The following is a 19,472-nucleotide window of genomic DNA, read 5'->3' on the forward strand; positions in this document are numbered from 1 at the left end:
ACAAGGGGTGGCCGATAGTTTCACAGTGTTACGGCGGTCATGGCGAAAGGGAAACGCCCGGTCTCATTCCGAACCCGGAAGCTAAGCCTTTCAGCGCCGATGGTACTGCCCGGGGGACCGGGTGGGAGAGTAGGACGCCGCCGGACAATCTTTCCCGAAACGGGGTCACAGCTCACGCTGTGGCCCCGTTTCGGCATTCCAGGGGACGCCCCTCGACCGAGCCGGGCGCTGTCGGCACGGAACTCCATCCTCTTCGAGCTCCATTCTCTTCGATGTGGACGAAGGTCCCGGCCTGGGACGCGGGGCGGGATCTGCCGGCGCCGCGGCAAGGGTCAAGCCCCTCCTTGGCGGGGCGGGGCAGCGGCCCCGTGGGAGCGGTGACAACCTCCCCTGCTCGTCCGACCACCGGTTCGGCATCCGCGATCTTGGTCGCGGTAGTCCCGATCCACGGTCATGTCAACGTCACCGTGACGGAAGGGTGGTCGACGGGCCTCGTGAACGGGGTGCGCAACGCCGGTGGCCGGTCACCTCGGGTGACCGGCCACCAGCGTCAGCGAGCGTGGATCAGGGAACGGCTCGACGTAGTCCCGTCCAGGACAGGCCGGCCAGTGCGACCGCAGCCAGCGCCGGCAGCACGAGCGTGTACTCGTAGACGGTCCGGTCGACCAGCCAGCTGCCGACGGCGGGCCATGTGCCGAGTCCGGTGACGACGATGGCGAAGATCCCCAGCAGCACCAGCGTCCCGATGGCCAGCATCCACATACCGCTCGCACCCCAGCGCTTCAGGACGACGCCGATCGCCATGCCCAGGAACGCGCAAGCCAGCATGGGGAGTGCGTAGACGACGACTTGCAGCGCGGGGTTGCCGACCTCGATCGGCCCGGGTGCCCAGAAGGGCAGGCCGATCCCCCAGCCCGCTGTGGCGCTCTCGATCGACTGCAGAACGGTCAGCAGGACGCCGTACCCCAGTGCTTGCCCGGCGGCCACGAGGGCGGTGCCGAGGTAGAACGTGCGCCGGCTGATGCTCACGCCCATGGCGAACGGGAACATCTGGGTGACCCCCTGGGCGAACACCACCAGCACGGTGATGTAGAGCGACGCCAGGCCACCGGTGAAGCCTTCCCCGCCGGAGACACTCTCGAGGTCACCGAGGGCCCACACGGCGAGGTTGATCGCGAAGCTGATACCGACGACCAGCCAGGGGATGCCCAGGATGACCAGTGGGTGGACGAGGTGCATGCGGGCCGTGGCAAGGGTGCGGTTCACCGGGAGACCTCCTCGAAGGCAGTGTTGGCCTGGGTGTCCGGTGTCCCGGTGGCGGCTCTGCTCAGCGCGACGACGAGCTGCTGGATCGATGTCGGCTCGACGGTCAGCCCCAGCTCGGTGGCCGCATGCCGGTCGGTCACGGAACGGAGCTGGACCACGACCCGGGCGTGTCCGGCCACAGCCTCCCGGCGCAGCACGCGGTGATCGGCGACGAAACGGGCGACGATGTCTGCGGGCCCGGCCACCGTCAGCGCGGTGGCGCGGAGCGACTCGGCGTCCGCGTCCAGCAGGACCCGGCCCCGGTCGATGAGCACGATGTGCTCGAGCAGGTCGCTGATCTCCTCGATCAGGTGGGTGGAGAGCACGACGGTCCGTGGGTGCTCGGCGTAGTCGGCCAGCAGGCGGTCGTAGAACAGCTGCCGGGCCACGGCGTCGAGCCCGAGGTACGGCTCGTCGAACAGCGTCACCGGGGCCCGCGACGCGAGCCCGAGGACGATCCCCACGGCCGAGGTCATGCCCCGGGAGAGCTTCTTGACCGGCCGCTTGCGCGGCAGCTCGAAGTCGTCGAGCAGTTGCTCGGCCAGGTCGCGGTCCCAGCTCGGGTAGAGCGTCGCCGCCACCTCGACGGCGTCCCGCACCCGGAAGTGGTCCGGGTAGCGCTGGCTCTCCTTGATGAAGCAGATCCGGCTGAGCACCGCGTCGTTCTCGTAGGGCCGCCCGCCGAGCACCTCCACCTGCCCGGACGTCGGCACCCGGTGGCCGGTGAGCAGCTGCATCAGGGTCGTCTTGCCGGCGCCGTTGCGGCCGAGCAGCCCGGTGATGGTGTCCGCCTGGAAGGCGACCGAGACGTCGCTCAACGCGGTGTGCCCCCGGAACCGCATGGTGACCCGGTCCAGGGTGGCGGCGCCGGTCATGACCGGACCGTCCGTTCCCGCAGCATGGCGGCGATCTCGGGCACGCTGATCCCGACCTTCTCGGCCTCGACCAGCAACGGCGTCAGGTACTGGTCGGCGAACTCGCTGCGCCGCCGCTTCAGCAGCTGCTCGCGGGCACCGGTGGCGACGAACATCCCCACTCCTCGTCTCTTGTAGAGGACCCCGTCAGTGACCAGCTGGTTCAAGCCCTTGGCCGCCGTGGCGGGGTTGATGCGGTGGAACGCGGCCAGCTCGTTGGACGAGGGGGCCTGGCTCTCCTCAGGGAGGGAGCCGTCGACGATCGCGTCCTCCAGTTGGGTCGCGATCTGACGGAAGATCGGGCCGGCGTCGTCGTTCACGTCGTCCCGGCACCAACGAGACGAGCCTGACGGCTCGTTGGTTCGTTACTCATGTAATGAACCATAGAGCCCGCTGTGCGAGTGGCACAAGAGGTGGCTGCGCCGTTGAGCGCGGTGCCGGTGCGGTAGGCGCTGTCCCGCGGCGCCCCGGCGCACCCGGCGGCGAAGATCACAACGAGGCGGGGGTGTCGCGACCTCCACAGCGGTACGAGATCGGCCGATGACTGCGGTACCAACTGATCTCATCTCGGGAGCATCCCGGGGTGATCGCTGGCCCCCTCCTTCCTGCGCCGCAGCGTGCGCACGAAGCTCATCGCCGCCTTCCTCGGCGTCGCCGCCGTGATGGTGGCGCTGGGCCTGACCAACGTGGGGCAGATGGGCTCCATCCACGGCCAGGTGGAGGACCTCTCGGCCCGCGACGTCCGGCCCCTGGCCGACCTGCAGCAGCTCACCGACGACTTCCAGTCCTACTCGGTGCACGGCCTGGTCGCCGGTCTGAGTGCCGCCAGCGGCGACCTGACCACCGCGCAGCTGCAGGCCGGCCTCCAGGTCGAGTCGAAGCAGGCCACCGACGCCGCGATCGAGGCGCTGGTCTCGCACGTCCCCGTGGAGTTCGGCGGCGCGGCCGACGCCATCGCCGCACAGTGGGTGGACATGGTCGAGAAGGACGCGACCTACCAGGCCGGCCTGCAGGCCGGGCGGCCCGACGCCAAGGTCCTCGGTGACGCGGCCACCGCCGCCTACCTCGAGCTGCAGGCGCAGGTCGGCGAGCTAGCCGACGCCCTGGTCGCCGACGAGGAGGCCAGTCGCCAGACGATCGGCGACAGCTTCTCCTCCGCGGAGACGTCGACCTTGGTCATGCTCGCCGTCGGCGTCCTGCTCGCGGTCGGGGCTCGGGTGGTTCATCGCCCGGGACATCCGCTGCCGGATCGAGCCGGTCCGCGCGGCCGCCGATGCGCTGGCGCGGGGCGACCTGACGCACCGCATCGAGGGCACCTCCGAGGACGAGCTCGGCCAGCTCAGCGGCGCGCTCTCCCAGGGTCTCGCGCGGATCCGGGAGATGGTGGCCGACGTGATCGGCTCGGCGGGCTCGATGACCGGGCTGGTCCGCGACCTGACCACCGCGACGGCCGACGTCGTCGAGGCCTCGCGCACCGGAGTGGGGCACGCGCACTCGGTCTCCGGGACCGCCCGGTCGGTCTCCGGCAACGTCGCCCAGCTGGCCACCGGCGCCGAGGAGATGACCGCCTCCATCCGGGACATCTCCCGTTCCGCCCAGCAGGCCGCCGAGGTCGCCGACGACGCCGTCCGGATCGTCGCCAGCACCAACGACACGCTCAACCAGCTCGGCAACTCCTCGGCCGAGATCGGCAACGTCATCAAGGTGATCACCGGCATCGCCGAGCAGACCAACCTGCTGGCGCTCAACGCCACGATCGAGGCAGCCCGCGCCGGCGAGCTGGGCAAGGGCTTCGCCGTCGTCGCCACCGAGGTCAAGGAGCTGGCGCAGGAGACCGCCAAGGCCACCGAGGACGTGTCGATGCGGATCCAGGCGATCCAGGCCGACTCCGGTCAGGCGGTGCAGGCGATCGCGCGGATCGGTGACACCGTGGGGCAGATCAACGAGCTGCAGGCGACCATCGCCGCGGCCGTCGAGCAGCAGACCGCGGCCGCGGCCGAGATCGACCGCAACATCGGCGTCGCCGCGGAGGGCAGCCGGGACATCGCCTCCGGTGCCGCGGCGGTCACGGGGTCCGCCGAGAGCGGCGCCCAGCGGATCGAGTCCACCCGCAGCATCGCCGACCAGCTGGCCGGCCGAGCCGCGGACCTGGAGAGCCGGGTCGCGCAGTTCGTCGTCTGACGCGCTCCCGTCGCGGGGTCTGGCGCGCCGGACCCCGCGACGGCGTCGTCAGCGGCCGAGCTCGCCCCGGGCGACCGAGACGCCGGAGTGGGTCGGGTCGCCGTCCAGCGGTTCGATCGAGACGTCGACGACCGGGTACTCGGCCAGGTCGACCCCGTCGGGCAGCGGCAGGGACGTCGCGCCGTCGGTGACCACGCCGACCTGGACCATCCCCGAGACGTCGGGCCGCAGCAGCCAGACCTCGTAGTAGCCGTCGGCGGGCGCCGGGGCGGCGAGCTCCACCTGCAGCGAGCGGTGGCCGCCGGCCTCGCGCACCTCGGCCCGGCCGGAGGCCTCGACGCCGTCCAGCGGGTCCAGCCCGGCCGTGGCGACCACGGTGCCGTCACCGTCACCGTCGCGGAGCACGGCCACGGCGCCGGCGCCGACCACCCCGCCCACCAGCAGCGCGGCGGCCACCGCGAGCCAGCGGCGGGCCGGTGCGCCCCGCCGGCGCAGCGGCACCACGTCGGCACCGGAGGAGGCGGCCGGCAGCGGCTGGACGTGGTTCGGCGGGGGCACGGAGGCCGGGGTGGCCTCGACCCCCGTAGCCGCGGCGATGGCGGCCCAGACGCCCGGCGGCGGCTGCACGGGTGCACCGGGTGCCGCGAGCGCGGGGACGGCGAGGACGTCGACGCTGCGCTGCAGTGAGGCGACCTCGGCCTGGCACTCGGCGCAGTCCGCCAGGTGCGCCTCGTCGTTGGGCGGCAATGGCTCGCGGAGCGCGGCCAGCGCCAGCTGCTCAGGATCGCAGTGCGGCACCGTCCACCTCCAACCGGTCTCGCAGGCGCTCCAGGGTGCGCCTGATGTGGCTCTTCACGGTGCCCAGCGGGATGCCGGTGCGGGCCGCGATCTGTGCGTGGGTCAGGTCTTCGAAGAATGCGAGCTCGATGATGCTTCGTTGCGGCTGGCCGATCCGGTTCAACTCGCCCAGCAGGAGCACCCGGTCGGCCACCTCGGCGGCCAGCTCGCTGCCCGGTGCCGCGGTCGGCGCGGAGCGGGCCTCGCTCGCGGCCGCCTCGGTGGAGCGGCGCTGCCGTTCGCGCTTGGCCCACGTGTCGGCGATCTTGTGCCGGCAGACGCCGACCAGCCACGCGGGCAGCGGTCCCTGCTGCGGGGAGTAGCCCGCCCGGCCGGTCCAGGCGCTGATGAAGACCTGCTGGGTGACGTCCTCGGCGTCGGGACCCGGGCCGAAGGCGCGCACCGCCATGCCGTGCACCTGTGCCGCCCACCGCTCGTAGGCCCAGGCGAGGGCCTGCTCGTCGCCAGCGGCGAAGCGCCGGGCGACCTCGGCGTCGTCCGGCTCGACGCCCTGCTGCGCCGAGCCCTGGGTGGTGGGCACGTCAGCGACCGTACCGAGGTCGGGCAGCCGGGCGGCGAGGAGGCTCATGGCAGCGGTTGGGCAACGACGACCACGTTGTCGCGGTAGCTGCGCGTCTCGGCGTCGAACGGGCCGCCGCAGGTGACCAGCACCAGCCGGGGCGGCCCCTCGCGGTTGAAGATCGAGTCCAGCGGCAGGGCCTGCTTGGTGATCAGCTCGCGGGAGACCACCTGCCAGCGGGTCTCCGCGCCGGTCGCGCCGGTGACCACCACGACGTCGCCGGTCTGCGCGTCGCGCAGCGGGAACAGAGCGCCCAGGCCCTGTTCGCGGTCGTCGACGTGTCCGGCGAGGACCGCGGAGCCCTCGTCCCCGGGAACCGGGCCGAAGCGGTACCAGCCGACGCGGTCCACGTCCTCGGGCAGCTCCATCTGACCGTCCGGGGAGACGCCCACCGGGTCCAGGGGCGCGTCCACCCCCTGGGCCGGGAGGCTGACCCGGACCGGCGCCGGCACCGGCGCGGGCGGCGTGGGCGCGGCGTCCCGGGTGGGGACCGGCGGGAAGGCCGGCGCAGACGCCGTCGGCGGCGCCGCCCCCGAGGGGGACGGCACCGCCGACGGCGGTGGTGCGTCGAGGGCCTGCTCCACCGTGCTGCCCGTGGCCGGGTCGGGCCGGGTGACCGCCCAGGCGACCGGTGTCCCGATCGCCAGGGTCAGCCCCAGGACCATCCCGGCCACGGGCGCGCGCACGGTGGGCATCCTCGGCTGCGGGTCGGTCAGACCCGGCTGGTGGCGTACTTGCGGGCGGCGAAGGCCGCGCCGGCGAGGCCGACGACGGTCAGGCCGACCAGCGGTGCCGGGATGCCCTCGTCAGCGGCCAGGCCGGCCGAGCCACCGGGGACGCCGGTCGGGGCGGAGGCCCCGGCCTGCACGGTCTGGGTGGCGAGCTCGTAGCCGGCCTCCTCCGAACCCCAGGCGTAGACGATGGTGTTCGCGCCCTCGGCCACCGTCACGTCGGCCGGGCCGATCGCCACGGTGTCGGTGTCGGCGACGACCACGTCGGCGCTCACCGATCCGGCGGGGACGGTCAGCGACTCCTCGTTCGGGTTGGTCAGCCCGTCGATGACGACCTCGCCACCGGCCCGGACGTCGACGGCGGGCGCCGCGGCCACGTGGCGCACGGTGAGCCGGCCCTCGCCCGCGGGCACCGCGGAGGTGTCGTTGACGAACGGGGTCAGCGCCGGCTCGCCGGCCTCGGTGAGGTGGGCGACCACCGTGGCGTTCGCGCCGGCCGGCACCGCGACGTCCATCGCCTCCAGCAGCGGGTCGCCGGAGGCGTCCGCGGCGTCGGCCGGGTAGAGCGCCAGGTCGTAGTCGCCGGCGGGCAGCTCGAGCGGGCCGGCCAGGGTGCCCGGCTCGAAGTCGTCGATCAGCCGCTCGCCGTTGGCGTACACGTCGACCGGGAGGTCCGGGACGCCGTGCAGCACCGAGACGGTCGCGGTGTGCGAGTCGGCCAGCGCGGGCGTGGCCGCGAAGAGCAGGGCGAACGCGCCGGTGGCGCCGGCGGTCAGGGCGATCGGGCGGGACTTGTTCACGGTGACGTTCCTTCCGTTGGAGTGGACTGTCACCCCGTTCTTCCGGCCCGCCCCCGCTCTTGGATGCACCGCATCTCGGATGCACTCGTCGTGCGATCCGCAGGTCGAGCTGCGCGACGGTGGCGTCTGCGTGCGGGGGAGACGCGCAGCACCGGGCCGGTGGGCACGTGAGTGCCCGTGCGGGTGCCCGGCAGTCGGGCGGTGAGGAGGCTCATGGCAGGGGTTGGGCAACGACGACCACGTTGTCGCGGTAGCTGCGCGTCTCGGCGTCGAACGGGCCGCCGCAGGTGACCAGCACCAGCCGGGGCGGCCCCTCGCGGTTGAAGATCGAGTCCAGCGGCAGGGCCTGCTTGGTGATCAGCTCGCGGGAGACCACCTGCCAGCGGGTCTCCGCGCCGGTCGCGCCGGTGACCACCACGACGTCGCCGGTCTGCGCGTCGCGCAGCGGGAACAGGGCGCCCAGGCCCTGTTCGCGGTCGTCGACGTGTCCGGCGAGGACCGCGGAGCCCTCGTCCCCGGGAACCGGGCCGAAGCGGTACCAGCCGACGCGGTCCACGTCCTCGGGTAGTTCCATCTGACCGTCCGGGGAGACGCCCACCGGGTCCAGGGGCGCGTCCACTCCCTGGGCCGGGAGGCTGACCCGGACCGGCGCCGGCACCGGCGCGGGCGGCGTGGGCGCGGCGTCCCGGGTGGGGACCGGCGGGAAGGCCGGCGCAGACGCCGTCGGCGGCGCCGCCCCCGAGGGGGACGGCACCGCCGACGGCGGTGGTGCGTCGAGGGCCTGCTCCACCGTGCTGCCCGTGGCCGGGTCGGGCCGGGTGACCGCCCAGGCGACCGGTGTCCCGATCGCCAGGGTCAGCCCCAGGACCATCCCGGCCACGGGCGCGCGCACGGTGGGCATCCTCGGCTGGGGGTCGGTCAGACCCGGCTGGTGGCGTACTTGCGGGCGGCGAAGGCCGCGCCGGCGAGGCCGACGACGGTCAGGCCGACCAGCGGTGCCGGGATGCCCTCGTCAGCGGCCAGGCCGGCCGAGCCACCGGGGACGCCGGTCGGGGCGGAGGCCCCGGCCTGCACGGTCTGGGTGGCGAGCTCGTAGCCGGCCTCCTCCGAACCCCAGGCGTAGACGATGGTGTTCGCGCCCTCGGCCACCGTCACATCGGCCGGGCCGATCGCCACGGTGTCGGTGCCGGCGACGACCACGTCGGCGCTCACCGATCCGGCGGGGACGGTCAGCGACTCCTCGTTCGGGTTGACCAGCCCGTCGATGACGACCTCGCCACCGGCCCGGACGTCGACGGCGGGCGCCGCGGCCACGTGGCGCACGGTGAGCCGGCCCTCGCCCGCGGGCACCGCGGAGGTGTCGTTGACGAACGGGGTCAGTGCGGGCTCGCCGGCCTCGGTCAGGTGGGCGACCACCGTGGCGTTCGCGCCGGCCGGGATCTCCACGTCGTCGACGCTGATCGCGACCTCGGCGGACTCCGGGTCGGCGCCGGCCGGGTAGACCGTCAGGTCGTAGTCGCCGGCGGGCAGCTCGAGCGGGCCGGCCAGGGTGCCGGCGGTGAAGTCGGAGATGAGCTCTTCGCCGTTGGCGTAGACGTCGACCGGGGTGTCCGGGATGCCGTGCAGGACCGAGACGGTCGCGGTGTGCGAGTCGGCCAGCGCGGGCGTGGCCGCGAAGAGCAGGGCGAACGCGCCGGTGGCGCCGGCGGTCAGGGCGATCGGGCGGGACTTGTTCACGGTGACGTTCCTTCCGTTGGGGTGGACTGTCACCGCTCCCTGTGCCCGGTTCCCCCACATGGATGCAGGCCGAGACCGATCCGTTTCATTCGGCCAGCCCGCGGCCCAGCGCGTCGAGGTCAGCCGGGGTCGCGTCGAGGTGCGGCGACACCCGCAGCACCGGACTGCTCAGCTCCGAGCGGGCGCGCTCCCGGCCGACGGCAGTGACGACGATGCCGTGCTCGACCCGCAGCCGCTGCACGGTCCCCCGGACGTCGACGCCGTCCGGGGGACGCAGGGTGGTGATCGCCGTCGGCTCGTCCCGGGGCTCGACCACCGCCCAGCCGCCGCACCCGTCCAGCCGCTCGCGGGTGGCGCGGCCCAGCGCCGCCAGCCGCTCGCGCACCCGGTGCGGACCCGCGGCCAGGTGCTCGCCGATCGCCAGCACCAGGCCGACGCGGCCGGCGATGTGCGCCTCGCGGGACTCGTACCACCGGGCGTGGTCGACGCCCACGCCGCCGTCGTCGTACAGCTCGGGGGCGGTCTGGAGGGTCATCTGCGCGGTGACCGACGGCCGCATCGCCAGGAACCCGACGCCTCGCGGGCCGGCCAGCCACTTGCGCGAGGTGCCGTAGGCGACGTCGGCGGGCAGGTCGCAGTCGACCTGGCCGAGGGCCTGCGCCAGGTCGAGCACCAGCGGGACGCCGAGGGCCCGGCAGACCGCCGCGATCTCCCGGGCGGGCTGGACGACGCCGCGGTGGCTGGCGACCACGGTGAGGTGGACCAGGGCGGGCGGGTCTGCCCGCAGCGCCCGCTCGACCCCGTCGACGTCGGCTCGGCCCAGGTCGTCGGCGGGCAGCAGCACCGGGGTCAGCCCGGCCGCGGTGAACGCGGTGACGGTGTGCCAGTACTCGTTGGGGAAGAGGGCCACGGTGCTGCCGGCCGGCAGCCGCCACCCGGCCAGCAGGGTGCGCAGCGAGTCCTGGGCGCTCTCGGTGAAGGCGACGTCGGCGGCGGCCATCCCGACCAGCCCGCCGAGCACCGACCGGCCCTGCTGCAGCAACCCCTCGGCGGCTGCCTCGGCCACGTACCCGCCGAGCTCCGCCTCGTGCCGGGCGTGCCGCGCCACCGCCTCCAGCACCGCGGTGCTCTGCCGGCTGCACGCCGCGTTGTCCAGGTGCACGCCCGCGGGGCGGGGGCGGGCCGCGCGCCAGGCGTCGCCGAGATCGGGGTGGGGGAGATCGCTCACCCCGGGAACGCTAGGGCAGCCGCGGGGGTGGGCGACCGGTCCACCGGCAGGCCACTGGCGCACCCGCCCCGGCGGAGGGCGCCCGGGCGCCGTCTGGTTGCATCCGCACAGCTGAGGTGCGCGACCGCAGCCCACGGACCCCCGTCCGGGTGGGCTTCCCGGACCGAGGAGTGCCTTCGGCGCGGCCGGGTAGGGAGCCCGGGACGCGCTGCCGGCACACGGGGTGGCAGAGGACCGGCAGGACGGAGAACCGCAGGCATGGACGGGGCAGCAGGACCCGGGGTGCACCGCGCGCTCGTCGCCTCCGCCGATGCCGACCTGGTCGACGGCGCGGTCGCCTTCGTCACCGCGGGACTCGCGGCCGGTCAGCCGGTGGTGGTCGTCAGCGCCGACCCCACCGCGACCCTGCTGCAGAAGGAGCTGGGCGACCGGCCGGAGGTCTCCTGGGTCGCCTGGGCCGACGTGTACGGCAACGGCCCGGCCGCGGCCATCACCGCCGTCCGCCGGCTCGGCGGGCAGCACCGCACCGGCGACGGCGGGGTCGTCCGGGTGGTGCTCGAGCCGCTGCCCGGCCCCGATCCGGAGACCTGGCGCGAGTGGCAGCGCTACGACGCGGTGCTGGACCACTCGCTGACCGAGGCCGCCGAGCTGGGCGAGGACGGCCTGGTGGTGCTGTGCCTCGTCGACACCCGCCGGGTGCCGGAGCCGCTCGTGGCCGCCGCGGTCGCCACCCACCCCTTCGTCGTCGTCGACGGCGAGCTTCGTCGCAACCCCGACCACGTCGATCCCGCCGAGTACCTCACCTCGCTGCCGATCCCGCCCGAGCCGCTGGAGGAGACCGAGCCGCTGGTCCGCGCCGACGGCGTGCGCGACCTGCGCGGGCTCCGCCGTGACCTGGCGGTCCGTGCTGCCGCGGCCGAGCTGCCCCCCGGATCGGAGCCGGCGCTGGAGGACTTCCTGCTCGCCGTCGACGAGATGACCACCAACGCGCTGCGGCACGGCCGGCCCCCGGTCGACCTGCGGCTGTGGGTCGACGCCGACCGCCTGGTCTGCACCGTCACCGACCGGGGCGCCGGACTGCAGGACCCCTTCGCCGGCTACGGACCGGCGCACGGCGACGATCTCTCCCTCGGCGGGATGGGGCTGTGGCTGGCCCGCCAGCTGTGCGATCACGTCGACATCACCCCCACCGACGAGGGGGTCCGGGTGCGGCTGACCACCGTGCTGCGGTGAGCGACCGGGACCGCGACCCGGAGGGCCGGGCGCGCAACGCCCGACCCCGGGACGCCCTGGGCCGGCCGCTTCCTCACGGCGCGGTCGGCGAGCCACGGGCACCCGAGGGCGTCGTGCGGGAACCCGCACGGTCGCTGGCCGAGGCGCAGCAGCTGCTGGACGCCGGCCGGCCCTTCCACGCCCACGAGGTGCTGGAGGACGCCTGGAAGTCCTGCCCGGACGACGAGCGCGACCTCTGGCGCGGACTGGCCCAGCTGGCGGTCGGGCTCACCCACGCGGCGCGCGGCAACGCCACCGGGGCGGCCACCCTGCTCGGCCGCGGGGTGCGCTCGCTGTCGCCGGCCACGGACGCCGCGCACCGGCACGGGGTGGACGACGTCGGGCTGGCCGCCTGGGCGACCCGGCTCGCGGCCGCCGCCGAGGCGGGTCGGCCACTCGACCTGACCCCGCCGCGGCTCACGCTGGGACCGGCCCGGTGAGCGCGCCCGACACGGTCTCCTCCGATGGGGTCTCCTTCGATGCCGTCTCGTTCGATGCGCTGAGCGAGGACTCGCTGCGCGCCGCCGGCAGCCTGAAGTGGACGAAGTACGGCACCGCGATCGGGGCGTTCGTCGCCGAGATGGACGTCGGCACGGCGCCGGTCGTGACCCGGGCGCTGCACGAGGCCGTCGACGCCGCCGCGTTCGGGTACCTGCCGGCCGCCGTCCAGCAGGACCTGGCGGCGGCCTGTGCCCGGTGGCAGGCCGAGCGCTACGGCTGGGCGGTGCCCGCCGCGCGGGTGGCGCCGCTGGCCGACGTCGTCGCCGGGCTGACCGCCGCGATCGACCACTTCACCCCGCCCGGCGCGCCCGTGGTGCTGCCGACGCCGGCGTACATGCCGTTCCTGCGGGTGCCCGGGGAGCGGGGCCGCGAGGTCGTGCAGGTGCCGATGGTGCCCGGCGCCGACGGCCGGCCGACGTACGACCTGGCGGGGATCGACCGGGCGCTGGCCGGCGGCGGGCTGTTCGTGCACGTCAACCCGCACAACCCGCTCGGCCGGGTGTTCACCGAGGCCGAGCAGCTGGGCCTGGCCGAGGTGGTGGCGCGACGGGGCGCTCGGGTGTTCGCCGACGAGATCCACGCACCCCTGGTCTACCGGGGCCAGGCGCACCGGCCCTACGCCTCGCTGTCCCCGGTCACCGCCGGGCACACGGTCACCGCGACGTCGGCGTCCAAGGCGTGGAACCTGCCGGGACTCAAGTGCGCGCAGCTGCTGCTCAGCAACGACGCCGACGCCGCGCGCTGGGCCGAGGTGGGGGAGCGGCCCGAGCACGGGTGCTCGACCCTCGGCGCCATCGCGAACACCGTGGCGTTCACCGAGGGCGGTCCGTGGCTGGACGAGGTCCTGCACCACCTGGACGGCAGCCGCCGGATGCTCGCCGACCTGCTCGCCGAGCACCTGCCCCGGGTGCGGTACACCCCGCCCGAGGGCACCTACCTGGCCTGGCTCGACTGCCGGGAGCTCGGCGTGGCCGAGCCGCTGGGGGAGTTCTTCCGCCGGGAGGCCGGGGTCGCGCTGATCGACGGCACCGAGTGCGGCGCCGCGGGGGCGGGGCACGTCCGGCTCACCCTGGCCACGCCGCGCCCGGTGCTGCGCGCCATCGTGCAGCGGATGGCCGCCGCGGTCGGCTGACCCCCGTCCGAGGGTTCGAGCTGGCCGTTCGCGCCTGCGAGCGGGGATCATGGGCGGGTGCCCGAGTTGCCCGAGGTGGAGGCGCTGGCGGCGTTCCTGCGGGAGCACGCCGTCGGCCGGACCGTGACGCGGCTGGACCTGGCGGCGGTCCAGGCGATCAAGACCTTCGACCCGCCGCTGTCCTCGCTCGCCGGGCTGGAGGTCACCGGGGCCACCCGGCACGGCAAGTTCCTCGACCTCGACGTCTCCGGCCTGCACCTCGTCGTGCACCTGGCCCGGGCCGGCTGGCTGCACTGGCGGGAGGGGCTGCCCACCGCGCCGCCGAAGCCCGGCAAGGGGCCGCTCGCGCTGCGCGTCCACCTGGCGGGAGGGCCGGGTCGGGATGAGGAGGCGAACGGCTTCGACCTCACCGAGCAGGGCACCCGCAAGGGGCTGGCGGTGTACGTCGTCCGCAACCCCGCCGAGGTGCCGGGCATCGCCCGGCTCGGCCCGGACGCGCTGGAGCTGGACGTCGAGCAGCTCGGTGCGCTGCTCGCCGGCCGGCACACCCAGCTCAAGGGCACGCTCACCGACCAGACGGTGCTCGCCGGCGTCGGCAACGCCTACTCCGACGAGATCCTGCACGCCGCGCGCATCTCCCCGTTCAAGATGGCCGACAAGCTCACCGACGACGAGCTGCTCCGGCTGCACGCGGCGCTGCGCGAGGTGCTCACCGGCGCCCTGGACCGCCAGCTCGGCCAGCGCGCGGCCACGATGAAGGGCGAGAAGCGGGCCGGTCTGCAGGTGCACGCCCGCACCGGTCTGCCCTGCCCGGTCTGCGGCGACACGGTCCGCGAGGTCTCCTTCGCCGACACCTCGCTGCAGTACTGCGCGACCTGCCAGACCGGCGGCAAGCCGCTGGCGGACCGGCGGATGTCCAAGCTGCTGCGCTGAGCGCAGGATGGGCCGCGTGGCCCTCGTGACGTTCGACCTCTTCAGCACGCTGATCGACTCCCGGTCGGGCGGGTCGGCGGCGTTCGGTGCGCTCGCCGCCGGACACGGCTGGGACGTCGACGGCGCCGACCTCTACGACGACTGGGACGCCCGCAACAAGGCCTCGCAGGCCGACACCGCCGAGTGGGTGCCGTTCGCCGAGCACTGCCGCCGGGCGCTGACCGCCGCCTACGCCGCCCGCGGCCTGGCCGCCGACCCGACCGCGGACGTCCTCGCCCTGCTCGACTCGCTGCCGGACTGGCCGCTGTGGCCCGACGTCGCCCGGGCGCTGCCGCTGGTGGCCGACCGGCACACGGTCGGGGTGCTCTCCAACGTCGACGACGTGCTGTTCCGGCGCACCCGGGCCGCCGCGCTGGTCGCCGACGACGCCGTGCTCACCAGCGAGCGGCTCAGCGCCTACAAGCCGCACCCGGAGATCTACCGCCGGGCCGCCGGCGCCGGCGTGGAGGTGCACGTGCCGGCCTCGGCCCGGGACACCCGCGGGGCCCTGGAGGCGGGGCTGGTCGTGGTGCGGGTGGCCCGGCCGGGGCACCGGGTCGACCCGGCGGGCCCGCGGCCCGAGCACGAGGTCGAGGACCTGGCGGAGCTGCCCGCGGTCCTCGACCGGGTCATCGCCGGGGGCTGACCCGGCGGAGCGACCCCGCCCGGCCCGGCGCGGCCGGCGCGCCCACCTCGTCGTCCGCGGAGCCGACCGCGGTCCACCAGTCCCGCAGCGGCGGCGGGTCGAGGACGTCGACCCGCTCGCCCGGCTGCGGCACGACGAGCTGCACGTCGCGCTCACCGGCGGCGGCCAGCAGCCGCTGCACGGGCTCGGCCCAGCGGTGGAAGGCGAGGTTGAAGGTGGCCCAGTGGATCGGCAGCAGCACCCGGCCACCCAGGTCGCCGTGCGCCCGGACCGCCTCCTCGGGGTCCATGTGGATGGCGTGCCAGGCGTCGTTGTAGGCGCCGATCGGCTGCAGGGTGAGGTCGAAGGGCCCCAGCCGGGCGCCGATCGCGGCGAAGGCCGGCGTGTAGCCGGTGTCGCCGCCGAAGAAGACCCGCCGCCGCGGCCCGGTGACCACCCAGGAGGACCACAGCGTGGTGTCCCGGGCGAAGAAGCGGCCGGAGAAGTGCCGGGCCTCGGTGCAGGTGAGGGTCAGCCCGGCGATCGTCGTCGCCTGGTCCCAGTCCAGCTCCACGACCCGGTCCTCGGGCACGCCCCAGCCGCGCAGGTGGGCGCCGATGCCCAGCGGGACGACGAACGGTGCGGACTGGGTGCGCACCAGTGCCCGCACGGAGGGCAGGTCCAGGTGGTCGTAGTGGTCGTGGCTGATCAGGATCGCGTCGACCGCCGGCAGGCTGGCGATCGGCGCCGGCACCGGGTGCAGCCGGGTCGGGCCGAACACCGGGGACGGCGAGACCCGCTCCCCCCACACCGGGTCGAGCAGCACGCGCCGGCCGTCGATCTCCAGCAGGGTGCTGGAGTGGCCGTACCAGGTCACCGCCAGCTCCCCGGCCTCCGCGGGGACCTGCGGCGTGGCCAGCGGGATCGGGCCGCCGGGCAGCCCCTTGTGCCGGTCCTCGTGCCACTGGCGCAGCAGGCCGTTGCGGGCGTTGGCCGGCTCGAGGGCGGGGGTCGGCATGCTGTTGTGGAACTTCCCGTCGGCGAACTGCGGGGAGCCGGTGACGGTCGGGCGGAGCCGGCGCTGGCTGGCGCCGAGGGCCACGGGCAGGCCCCAGGCGGCCCGGGCCACCCAGGTGACCCCACCGACGAGGGCGGTAGCGGCGGTGAGCGCGGCGGCGCGGCGGAGTCTCGGCACGCCCTCCAGCATCCCCGACCGGGCTGGGTGCTGCCCGGGAAGTGGTGGAGATGATGCTGGTGCTCTGCTCACCCCGGGTGAGCAGAGCACCAGCACCGCGGGTTCAGCCGGCGATCGCGGCCACCGGCGGGGTCTTCGCCGCCCGGCGGGCCGGCAGCACCGAGGCCAGCAGCCCGGCCACCGTGGCGACGACGACGATCGCCGCCACCTGCAGCCACGGCACGCTGACCACGACCTCGCCCACCTCGCCGAGCGCCGAGGCCGCACCGGCCGCGCCGTAGGCGCCCCCGACCAGCACGCCGATCACCGCGGCGACCCCGGCGACGAGCACCGCCTCCCACGCAAGGAGGGCCCGCAGCTGGCGCCGGGTGAGACCCAGGGCCCGCAGCAGCCCGCTCTCCTGCCGGCGCTCGACCACCGAGAGGGCCAGGGTGTTGCCGACGCCGATCAGCGCGATCAGCACGGCCACCCCCAGCAGCCCGGTGACGACGAGCAGCAGCACGTCGACCACCTCGTTGATCGCGGCCCGCTCGCTGGCCAGGCCGGTGACGAAGGCGGTGGGGACGGCGGCGCCGGCCAGGTCGGTCACGTCGTCGATCGCCGCGGTCTGGTCGATGTCGTCGGCCAGCCGCAACCAGACGGTGTCCTGGACCGCGTCCGGCACCAGCGCCTGCAGGTCGGCGACGTTGAGCAGCGGGTAGTCGCCGTCACCGGCCACCACGGTCAGCTCCCGCGACCGGTCGCCGGCGGTCAGGGTCACGGTGTCCCCGACCGGGGCGTCCCAGCTCTCCCGGGTCCACGTCGACAGCGCGACCTCGCCCAGGGCGGGCAGCGTCGTGTCCGCGGCGGAGCGCAGCACGGGCATCGCCCCCGCGGGGTCGACGCCGAGGGCCCAGGTCTCCCAGTCGTCCGGGCCCGTCACGGTGCCCCCGGGCAGCGTGGTCGTGGCGACCACGCCGTCCACCCCCTCCAGCTGCCCGGGCAGCGACGCCGGCAGCGGCGTGCCGCCGCCCTGCACGATCACGTCGGTCGGGTAGGCCGCGGCCAGCCCCGCCTGGGCGGTCGCCCGGGTGGAGGAGGCGCCGACCACCATCGCGGTGGTCAGCGTGACCCCGATGATCAGCGCGGTGGCGGTGGCCGCCGTCCGGCGCGGGTTGCGGGAGGCGTTGCCGGCGGCCAGCCGGCCGGGCAGCCCGCCGGCGCGGCCGAGGAGCCGGCCGACCGCGGCGACCACCGGGGGCACCGCCCGCTGGGCCAGCAGCAGCCCGCCGAGTGAGCTGAGCACCCCGCCGGCCAGGGTGATCAGGATGTCGGCGACGCTGACGCCGAACGCCATCAGCGCCACGCCGGGGACGACCAGCAGCAGCCCGACCACCAGGCGCACCACGCTGCTCCGGGAGCGCAGCGGCGCCGGGTCGGTGGGCCGCAGCGCGGCCAGCGGTGCGACCCGGGTGGCGGCCCGGGCGGGGGCGATCGCGGCCAGGAGGGTGGTGACCGTGCCGACGGCGAGGCCGGCGAGCACCGCGTACAACGGCACGGACACCCCGGACAGCGGGATCGGTGAGTCGGTGGCCCCGACGATCGCCGACACCAGCGCGGCCAGCCCGACCCCGGCGAGCACGCCGAGCACCGAGGCGGCGAGTCCGGTGACCGCGGCTTCGCCGAGCACGCTGCGGCGGATCTGCCGGGCGGTGGCGCCGACGCAGCGCAGCAGCGCCAGGTCCCGCGTGCGCTGGGCCAGCAGCACCGCGAAGGTGTTGGCGATGACCAGCCCGGCGACGAGCACGGCCACGGTGCCGAAGACGAGCAGGACGGTGGTGAGGACGTCGGCGTCGCCGGTGAGGGCGGCGGCCGCGTGCTCGGCCTGCTCCGTGCCGGTGCGCACGGTCAGGCCGTCGTCGGTCAGCGTGCCGCGCACCGTGTCGGCCAGCGCGGCCGGGTCGGTGCCGGTGGTGCCGGCGATCCGCAGCTCGACGGGCTCCGTGGCGCCCCAGGCCCGGGTCTGCTCCGGGGTGGCCCAGAGCCGCCCGTAGAGGCCGGCCGACGGGTCCCCGCGCAGGTCGACCACGCCGGTGACCAGGGCGTCGGTGGTGATCGCGACGCCCTCGTCGTCGTAGACGGTGACCGGGACGACGTCGCCGACCTCGGCGCCCACCCGCTCGCTCACCGCGATCTCGTCCGGGCGGACCGGGAGCGCGCCGTCGGTCAGCTGCTGCCAGCGCAGCGAGGGCTCGGCGGCGACCGACTGGACCTCCGCGTACTGGGATCCGCTGCGCCCCGGCGGGACGATCTGCAGGAAGGCCTCCCAGGTCGGGTCGACCGCCTGCACCCCGTCGAGGGCGGTGATCGGGCCGGTGGCGTCGGCCAGCCCCGCGTAGTTCTCGGAGGTGACCACGACGTCGGTGTCGACGTACTGCGCGCCGACCGCCTCCAGCACCGTCGAACGGCTGGTCTCGTTCAGGATGAGGGTGGCGACGACGAAGCCGACGGCGATGACGATCGCCAGCGTGGAGGCGACCAGCCGGCCCGCGTGGGCGCGGATGCTGGCCAGGGTGACGGTGGACATGGCCCCGGTGCGCACGGTCAGTCCCCCAGTCCGCGCAGCGCGCTGATGACCGAGTCGACGGTGGGCTGCTGCAGCTCGCCGGCCAGCCGGCCGTCGGCGAGCAGCACGACCCGGTCGGCGTAGGAGGCGGCCACCGGGTCGTGGGTGACCATGACGACGGTCTGGCCGGTCTCCCGGACGCTGGAGCGCAGCAGGTCGAGCACCTCGGCGCCGGAGCGGGAGTCCAGGTTGCCGGTCGGCTCGTCGGCGAAGACGACGTCGGGCCGGGGGAGCAGCGCCCGGGCGACGGCGACCCGCTGCTGCTGGCCCCCGGAGAGCTCGTGCGGGCGGTGGTGCAGCCGGTCGCGGAGGCCGAGCCGGCCCACGACGTCGTCCATCCAGGCCTGGTCGGGTCGCTGCCCGGCCAGCTGCATCGGCAGCAGCATGTTCTCCTGCGCGTCGAGGACGGGGAGCAGGTTGAACGCCTGGAAGACGAAGCCGATCCGCTCGCGGCGCAGCTTGGTGAGCTGCTCGTCGCGGAGGCTGGTCAGCTCGGTGTCGCCCAGCCAGACCTGGCCCTCGCTGGCGGCGTCGAGCCCGGCGAGGCAGTGCATGAGCGTCGACTTGCCGGAGCCCGAGGGGCCCATGATCGCGGAGAAGGCACCGCGCTCGACGTCGACGTCGACGCCGGCCAGCGCGTGCACCGCGGTCTCGCCGGCGCCGTAGGTCTTGCGCAGCCCGCGGGCGCGGACGGCGGCGGAGTAGCCGGCAGCCGGCGGCTCACCGGGGACGGACAGGACGGGAGCGGACACTTCGGGCCTCCGGACGGACGTGGTCGTTGACGGCGACCACGTTCTCGTCCCGGGGCGTCGTCCCGCGTCGCCGCGGGGGCTGGTCTGCTGCCGTGCGTCGCTGCC

General features: G+C 75.0%; 19 protein-coding genes, 1 rRNA gene and 1 pseudogene. 8 read left to right on the forward strand and 13 right to left on the reverse strand.

All coding sequences use genetic code 11. The features are described 5' to 3' along the window. Window positions 1-29 precede the first annotated feature (29 nt). Window positions 30-146: ribosomal RNA gene (gene rrf / locus JD78_RS18380) — 5S ribosomal RNA — on the forward strand. 418 nt (window positions 147-564) lie between these two features. Here the strand turns inward: rrf and JD78_RS18385 are convergent. The 3 genes from JD78_RS18385 to JD78_RS18395 are packed head-to-tail and all read right to left on the reverse strand — an operon-like array spanning window position 565 to window position 2,539. Beyond that, complete coding sequence (locus tag JD78_RS18385; protein WP_153362463.1) at window positions 565-1,266, reverse strand: hypothetical protein; 702 nt, start codon at window positions 1,264-1,266, stop codon at window positions 565-567. Beyond that, on the reverse strand, window positions 1,263-2,180 hold the full coding sequence (locus JD78_RS18390; protein WP_153362464.1) for an ABC transporter ATP-binding protein: 918 nt from the start codon (window positions 2,178-2,180) through the stop codon (window positions 1,263-1,265). The genes JD78_RS18385 and JD78_RS18390 overlap by 4 nt, the downstream gene beginning before the upstream one ends. Further along, entirely contained in the window at window positions 2,177-2,539 is a 363-nt protein-coding gene (locus JD78_RS18395) for a GntR family transcriptional regulator (RefSeq protein ID WP_153362465.1), read from the reverse strand. Before JD78_RS18395 ends, JD78_RS18390 begins: the two co-directional genes overlap by 4 nt. A 928-nt stretch (window positions 2,540-3,467) precedes the next feature. Here JD78_RS18395 and JD78_RS22925 point away from each other — a divergent pair. Together JD78_RS22925 and JD78_RS18405 are read left to right on the forward strand one after the other, a co-directional pair. Continuing rightward, a pseudogene (locus JD78_RS22925) lies at window positions 3,468-3,560 on the forward strand (HAMP domain-containing protein); the annotation flags it as partial. Between the two features lie 39 nt (window positions 3,561-3,599). After that, window positions 3,600-4,400 carry a methyl-accepting chemotaxis protein gene (locus tag JD78_RS18405; RefSeq protein ID WP_153362466.1) on the forward strand — a complete coding sequence of 267 codons (801 nt, stop codon included), beginning with the start codon at window positions 3,600-3,602 and terminating at the stop codon, window positions 4,398-4,400. A 48-nt stretch (window positions 4,401-4,448) separates the two neighbouring features. Here JD78_RS18405 and JD78_RS18410 read toward each other — a convergent pair whose 3' ends face one another. From JD78_RS18410 to egtE, 7 genes are all read right to left on the reverse strand, one after another. Further along, window positions 4,449-5,198 (reverse strand): anti-sigma factor, encoded by a 750-nt coding sequence (locus JD78_RS18410; protein WP_153362467.1) that lies wholly within the window; start codon window positions 5,196-5,198, stop codon window positions 4,449-4,451. Then, window positions 5,179-5,778 (reverse strand): RNA polymerase sigma factor, encoded by a 600-nt coding sequence (locus JD78_RS18415; protein ID WP_228395447.1) that lies wholly within the window; start codon window positions 5,776-5,778, stop codon window positions 5,179-5,181. Before JD78_RS18415 ends, JD78_RS18410 begins: the two co-directional genes overlap by 20 nt. A 44-nt stretch (window positions 5,779-5,822) precedes the next feature. Continuing rightward, the gene (locus tag JD78_RS18420) at window positions 5,823-6,503 is read right to left on the reverse strand and encodes a class F sortase (protein ID WP_166521287.1); all 681 of its coding nucleotides are present in this window, start codon (window positions 6,501-6,503) and stop codon (window positions 5,823-5,825) included. 26 nt (window positions 6,504-6,529) lie between these two features. After that, window positions 6,530-7,348: a DUF4397 domain-containing protein gene (locus tag JD78_RS18425; protein ID WP_166521288.1), complete on the reverse strand. Its 819-nt coding sequence runs from the start codon at window positions 7,346-7,348 to the stop codon at window positions 6,530-6,532. A 211-nt stretch (window positions 7,349-7,559) separates the two neighbouring features. Further along, window positions 7,560-8,240, reverse strand: coding sequence for a class F sortase (locus JD78_RS18430; protein ID WP_166521287.1), 681 nt, complete (start codon window positions 8,238-8,240; stop codon window positions 7,560-7,562). Window positions 8,241-8,266: 26 nt separating this feature from the next. Continuing rightward, a complete protein-coding gene (locus JD78_RS18435) occupies window positions 8,267-9,085 on the reverse strand; it encodes a DUF4397 domain-containing protein (protein ID WP_243731081.1) in 819 nt (272 codons plus the stop codon). An 85-nt stretch (window positions 9,086-9,170) separates the two neighbouring features. Then, a complete protein-coding gene (egtE, locus tag JD78_RS18440; protein ID WP_153362351.1) occupies window positions 9,171-10,313 on the reverse strand; it encodes an ergothioneine biosynthesis PLP-dependent enzyme EgtE in 1,143 nt (380 codons plus the stop codon). A 258-nt stretch (window positions 10,314-10,571) separates the two neighbouring features. Between egtE and JD78_RS18445 the strand changes: the two genes are divergently transcribed. From JD78_RS18445 to JD78_RS18465, 5 genes are read left to right on the forward strand one after another with little or no spacing between them, the layout of a single operon-like run. Beyond that, window positions 10,572-11,546 (forward strand): sensor histidine kinase, encoded by a 975-nt coding sequence (locus JD78_RS18445; protein WP_153362350.1) that lies wholly within the window; start codon window positions 10,572-10,574, stop codon window positions 11,544-11,546. Continuing rightward, complete coding sequence (locus JD78_RS18450) at window positions 11,543-12,025, forward strand: DUF309 domain-containing protein (RefSeq protein ID WP_153362349.1); 483 nt, start codon at window positions 11,543-11,545, stop codon at window positions 12,023-12,025. Before JD78_RS18445 ends, JD78_RS18450 begins: the two co-directional genes overlap by 4 nt. Beyond that, window positions 12,022-13,218 (forward strand): MalY/PatB family protein, encoded by a 1,197-nt coding sequence (locus JD78_RS18455; protein ID WP_153362348.1) that lies wholly within the window; start codon window positions 12,022-12,024, stop codon window positions 13,216-13,218. The genes JD78_RS18450 and JD78_RS18455 overlap by 4 nt, the downstream gene beginning before the upstream one ends. Before the next feature lie 57 nt (window positions 13,219-13,275). Then, window positions 13,276-14,151 carry an Fpg/Nei family DNA glycosylase gene (locus JD78_RS18460; protein ID WP_153362347.1) on the forward strand — a complete coding sequence of 292 codons (876 nt, stop codon included), beginning with the start codon at window positions 13,276-13,278 and terminating at the stop codon, window positions 14,149-14,151. 16 nt (window positions 14,152-14,167) lie between these two features. Continuing rightward, window positions 14,168-14,836, forward strand: a complete 669-nt coding sequence (locus JD78_RS18465; protein ID WP_153362346.1) for an HAD family hydrolase — start codon at window positions 14,168-14,170, stop codon at window positions 14,834-14,836. Here the strand turns inward: JD78_RS18465 and JD78_RS18470 are convergent. From JD78_RS18470 to JD78_RS18480, 3 genes are all read right to left on the reverse strand, one after another. After that, entirely contained in the window at window positions 14,820-16,010 is a 1,191-nt protein-coding gene (locus JD78_RS18470) for an MBL fold metallo-hydrolase (protein WP_228395426.1), read from the reverse strand. The two genes, JD78_RS18465 and JD78_RS18470, sit on opposite strands and share 17 nt — an antisense overlap. A gap of 103 nt (window positions 16,011-16,113) precedes the next feature. Next, entirely contained in the window at window positions 16,114-18,576 is a 2,463-nt protein-coding gene (locus JD78_RS18475; protein WP_166521290.1) for an FtsX-like permease family protein, read from the reverse strand. A 17-nt stretch (window positions 18,577-18,593) separates the two neighbouring features. Next, on the reverse strand, window positions 18,594-19,367 hold the full coding sequence (locus JD78_RS18480) for an ABC transporter ATP-binding protein (RefSeq protein WP_153362344.1): 774 nt from the start codon (window positions 19,365-19,367) through the stop codon (window positions 18,594-18,596). Window positions 19,368-19,472: the final 105 nt, after the last annotated feature.

The organism is Modestobacter roseus, assembly GCF_007994135.1.
Taxonomy (GTDB): domain Bacteria; phylum Actinomycetota; class Actinomycetes; order Mycobacteriales; family Geodermatophilaceae; genus Modestobacter; species Modestobacter roseus.

Coding starts and splice junctions, on each gene's coding strand:
- JD78_RS18390 (WP_153362464.1), bottom strand. CDS start 2,180: ATGACCGGCGCCGCCACCCTGGACCGGGTCACCATGCGGTTCCGGGGG.
- JD78_RS18405 (WP_153362466.1), top strand. CDS start 3,600: ATGGTGGCCGACGTGATCGGCTCGGCGGGCTCGATGACCGGGCTGGTC.
- JD78_RS18445 (WP_153362350.1), top strand. CDS start 10,572: ATGGACGGGGCAGCAGGACCCGGGGTGCACCGCGCGCTCGTCGCCTCC.
- JD78_RS18475 (WP_166521290.1), bottom strand. CDS start 18,576: ATGTCCACCGTCACCCTGGCCAGCATCCGCGCCCACGCGGGCCGGCTG.